The 3,480-nt window shown below is 54.6% G+C and carries 3 protein-coding genes and 2 pseudogenes; 4 read left to right on the top strand and 1 reads right to left on the bottom strand.

Features of this window, described 5'->3' with window-relative positions; translation table 11 throughout:
* Positions 1-148: 148 nt before the first annotated feature.
* Positions 149-648 (bottom strand): annotated as a pseudogene (locus AC2FNC_RS20485) (transposase); the annotation flags it as partial.
* Between the two features lie 321 nt (positions 649-969).
* Here AC2FNC_RS20485 and AC2FNC_RS20480 point away from each other — a divergent pair.
* The 4 genes and pseudogenes from AC2FNC_RS20480 to AC2FNC_RS20465 form a co-directional block, all read left to right on the top strand.
* Positions 970-1,644, top strand: a complete 675-nt coding sequence (locus AC2FNC_RS20480) for a phosphatidylserine decarboxylase (RefSeq protein ID WP_480477954.1) — start codon at positions 970-972, stop codon at positions 1,642-1,644.
* Positions 1,645-1,656: 12 nt separating this feature from the next.
* On the top strand, positions 1,657-2,403 hold the full coding sequence (locus AC2FNC_RS20475) for a CDP-alcohol phosphatidyltransferase family protein (protein WP_496716519.1): 747 nt from the start codon (positions 1,657-1,659) through the stop codon (positions 2,401-2,403).
* Between the two features lie 9 nt (positions 2,404-2,412).
* Positions 2,413-3,036: a class I SAM-dependent methyltransferase gene (locus tag AC2FNC_RS20470; RefSeq protein ID WP_480520792.1), complete on the top strand. Its 624-nt coding sequence runs from the start codon at positions 2,413-2,415 to the stop codon at positions 3,034-3,036.
* Between the two features lie 95 nt (positions 3,037-3,131).
* Positions 3,132-3,371, top strand: a pseudogene (locus AC2FNC_RS20465) (IS6 family transposase); the annotation flags it as partial.
* Between the last annotated feature and the right edge of the window lie 109 nt (positions 3,372-3,480).

Raw genomic sequence — 3,480 nt, 5'->3', positions numbered from 1 at the left:
AAAGCCCTCAACCGCATGACCCGTCTAGGTCGTGCGACCTATGAACGTGTCGCATAACGAACCGGGGAAAGGGGCAAATGCGGCCCAAGCGCTATTCGTGCAACGCGGTCCGCCAAAGCCTTTCGACGCGCTTGTCATTCACCTGTCAGCCCGCATCTCTCGGCAAAGCCGCGATCCGGCGATAACCGTAGCGGCCATACTGGCGGGCCAATTCTATCATGTCCGCCACCAGGCGCTTCTCATCAGTTCGACCTTTCGGCAGCTTTCGCTGTGTGGATCGGTGCTGTTTCAGGACACGACACGCCCGGCGTTCTGAGACACGCAGTTTGCGGCGCACATGGTTGATGCAGGCACGGCGACGGGCGGGGCTCAGTAGTTTCCCTTGGCCGCCTCCGTCAGGATCAGTTTGTCCAGGGTAAGATCCGAGACGGCCTTTCGAAGACGCTCATTCTCTTTTTGAAGGCGCTTGAGTTCCTTCAACTGATCCGTACCCATTCCGCCGTACTTTTTCTTCCAGCGATAATAGGTCTGTTCAACAAGACCAATCTGCCGGATTGCATCCAGGCGGGACATGCCTTGCCCCATCAATATCTCAACCTGTCGCAACTTCGAGACAATCTCTTCCGGCTTCGGTCGCTTGTTTGCCATTCGTGGTCCTCCGTTTCCTAAACATAACGGTGGACCAGTTCAGTTGGGGAGGCTCACTGCGTTCAGTAAAATTGGATTGCCACTTGGAAGAGGATGGCGGATTGGTGGATCAGAGTAAACGACCCCAAACTTACCAGCCGTCCGCACATTTCGACCAACCTGGAACAAGGGACGCATCGTCGGCCAGAAGCGACGGCACTGGCCGAAACAGGTTTGTGCATCAGATATCGTCAAAGGATGAACTGACTGCGCTCGTCACACTTGCGTTCCTCACCAATCCTCCTATGAAAGTGCAATAAATTTATCGGGGGAAAGCTTGCGATGCGCATGCGCGATACGTTCATCAAACCGATGCACCCTGAAGGTATTCGGTTTGTCGCAATCTTTGCCGCAATAGCTGTCGGCCTGTTTTTACTTTCTGACATTCTGGGTTGGATTGGCGTCGGTCTCACGATCTGGTGTTACTATTTCTTTCGCGACCCGGAACGGGTGCCGCCGACGGAAGAGGGTTTGATCGTCAGCCCGGCGGACGGGGTGGTTTCGCTGATCGAAGCAGCGGTACCTCCGAGCGAACTTGGGATGCCCGACGCGCCGCTTACCCGTGTCAGCGTGTTCATGAGCGTCTTCAACTGCCATGTAAACCGAACGCCAGTTGAAGGTGAGATTGCCGCTGTTGCCTATCGCCCCGGCAAGTTTTTCAACGCATCCCTGGACAAGGCGAGTGCCGACAACGAACGCAACAGCTTGCGTATTCGTATGGCAAACGGTCAGGATCTGGCTGTTGTCCAAATTGCGGGCCTAGTTGCCAGACGGATCGTCTGCTTCGTAAAACCCGGTGACAAGCTGCAAACCGGAGAACGGTTTGGATTGATCCGGTTCGGATCTCGGTTGGATGTTTATCTTCCTGATGGTGTCGTGCCACAGGTGCGTGTCGGGCAAACGATGATTGCGGGCGAAACCGTCCTAGCTAGTTTGCGCACACCTGAACAAAAATAGGTGGTGGGATCTGTGGCAAAACCATCTAAGCAGGAAGAGACCGGGTTCGCGCTGATCCATTTGTTGCCCAATGCGCTGACCATAACAGCTATATGCGCGGGCCTGACGGCGATCAGATTTGGTGTACAGGGCAATTACGTGCTTGCGGTGCAGCTCATTATTGCTGCTTGCGTGCTGGATGGGTTGGACGGGCGTATTGCGCGCCTGCTCAGCAGTGACAGCAAAATCGGAGCGGAACTAGATTCACTCGCAGATTTTCTGAACTTCGGAGTGGCCCCGCCGCTCGTTCTTCATTTTTGGGCCTTGCAGGATATTCAAAACGCAGCGTGGCTTGCCGTCCTGTTTTATGCGGTATGCTGCGTGATGCGCCTTGCCCGTTTCAACGTGGGTAGCAAATCCGAAGCCTGTGATCAGAACGATGCCTATTTCAAAGGGGTCCCGGCCCCTGCGGGGTCGCTGTTGGTGATGCTGCCAATGTATGTTTCCTTCGCTTTTGCAGATGCCCCGCTGCTGCCCGGCATATTGATTTGTCTTTACATGGTGGTCATCGGTCTGCTGCTCATCAGCCGGATACCAACCTGGTCTTTCAAGACGACGCGGATCTCGCGCGAGAATGCAAAATACTTTCTCATCGGGGTCGCTGTTGTTGGCGCGGCGCTGCTGACCTATCCCTGGGTCACGCTGATCGCGCTTTGCGTTGGATATGTGGGAACGGTTGCCTGGGCCTGGCGTGGCAAGGAAGTCTCTTCTAACCGTTAAGGACCTGATATGGACATAAAAGCCGTTCAAAACTCCTATGCTCGATGGGCGCCCGTCTATGACAAGACGTTTGGAGCCATCACCTGTGTTGGGCGGCAGCACGCGGTTGACTATATCAATAGACACCCGGGCAAAGTACTGGAGGTCGGCGTGGGCACTGGTCTGTCACTGGAACACTACAAGCCCGAGATGCAGGTGACAGGGATCGATTTCAGCGAGGAGATGCTGAAAAAGGCCCGCGACAAAGTGGAAGCCCAATCACTGAGTCACGTCGAGGAGCTGCGGCAAATGGATGCCCGCTCGCTTGATTTTCCGGACAACCACTTCGATACGGTTGCGGCGATGCATGTGCTGTCCGTCGTTCCCGAACCGGAAAGGGTGATGGCAGAAATAGCGAGGGTCTGCAAACCGGGCGGCAGAGTGGTAATCACCAACCACTTCCAACGAAAGCGGGGTTTGATTGCTTCCCTTGAACGGGTTTTTGCCCCGCTTGCAAACACAATTGGTTGGCATTCTGATTTCGAAATCGACACAGTATTGCAAGAGGATGTACTGACCGTCGGAGAGCAAAGAACCCTGCCACCGCTGGGGATGATGACCTTTTTGGTTTTGACGAAAACAGCATTTGCATAACGGCCTTGTCAACAATTCTCGTGGCCCACAAACTAGGAATTGAGCAACAGGCATTGCCAAGTTGATCGCGCTGTCCTTTTCGGATAGCGCGTAACATGACCATACCGACTTCATTGCTGCGGCTGAAAGGCTTCCGTTTTCCTCGCGAAATCATCGCTTATGCGGCGTGGGCATATCATCGGTTTGCGCTCAGCTCGGCAGATGTGGAGGGTTTGTTGGGGGAGCGCGGCGTGATCGTCAGCCGCGAAGCCATTCGCCTTTGGGTGAACCGTTTAGGGTCTCAGTTTGCCGATTGTATCCGACGAGACCGGCCCCAGCCGCACGACAAATGGCATTGTCTGATGTCAGCACCAATGGGACAGTTTAGGTCGATTTGATAAGAGAGGGTTTCTGGCTCATCGTAACCGCCAAGGAGTGGAGATGAGAAAGAAACCCGGAACCAAA

The organism is Ruegeria sp. BHSA123, from assembly GCF_059613425.1.
Note: the sequence above shows the minus strand (reverse complement) of the source record. Positions and strands in the feature narration are given on the sequence as shown.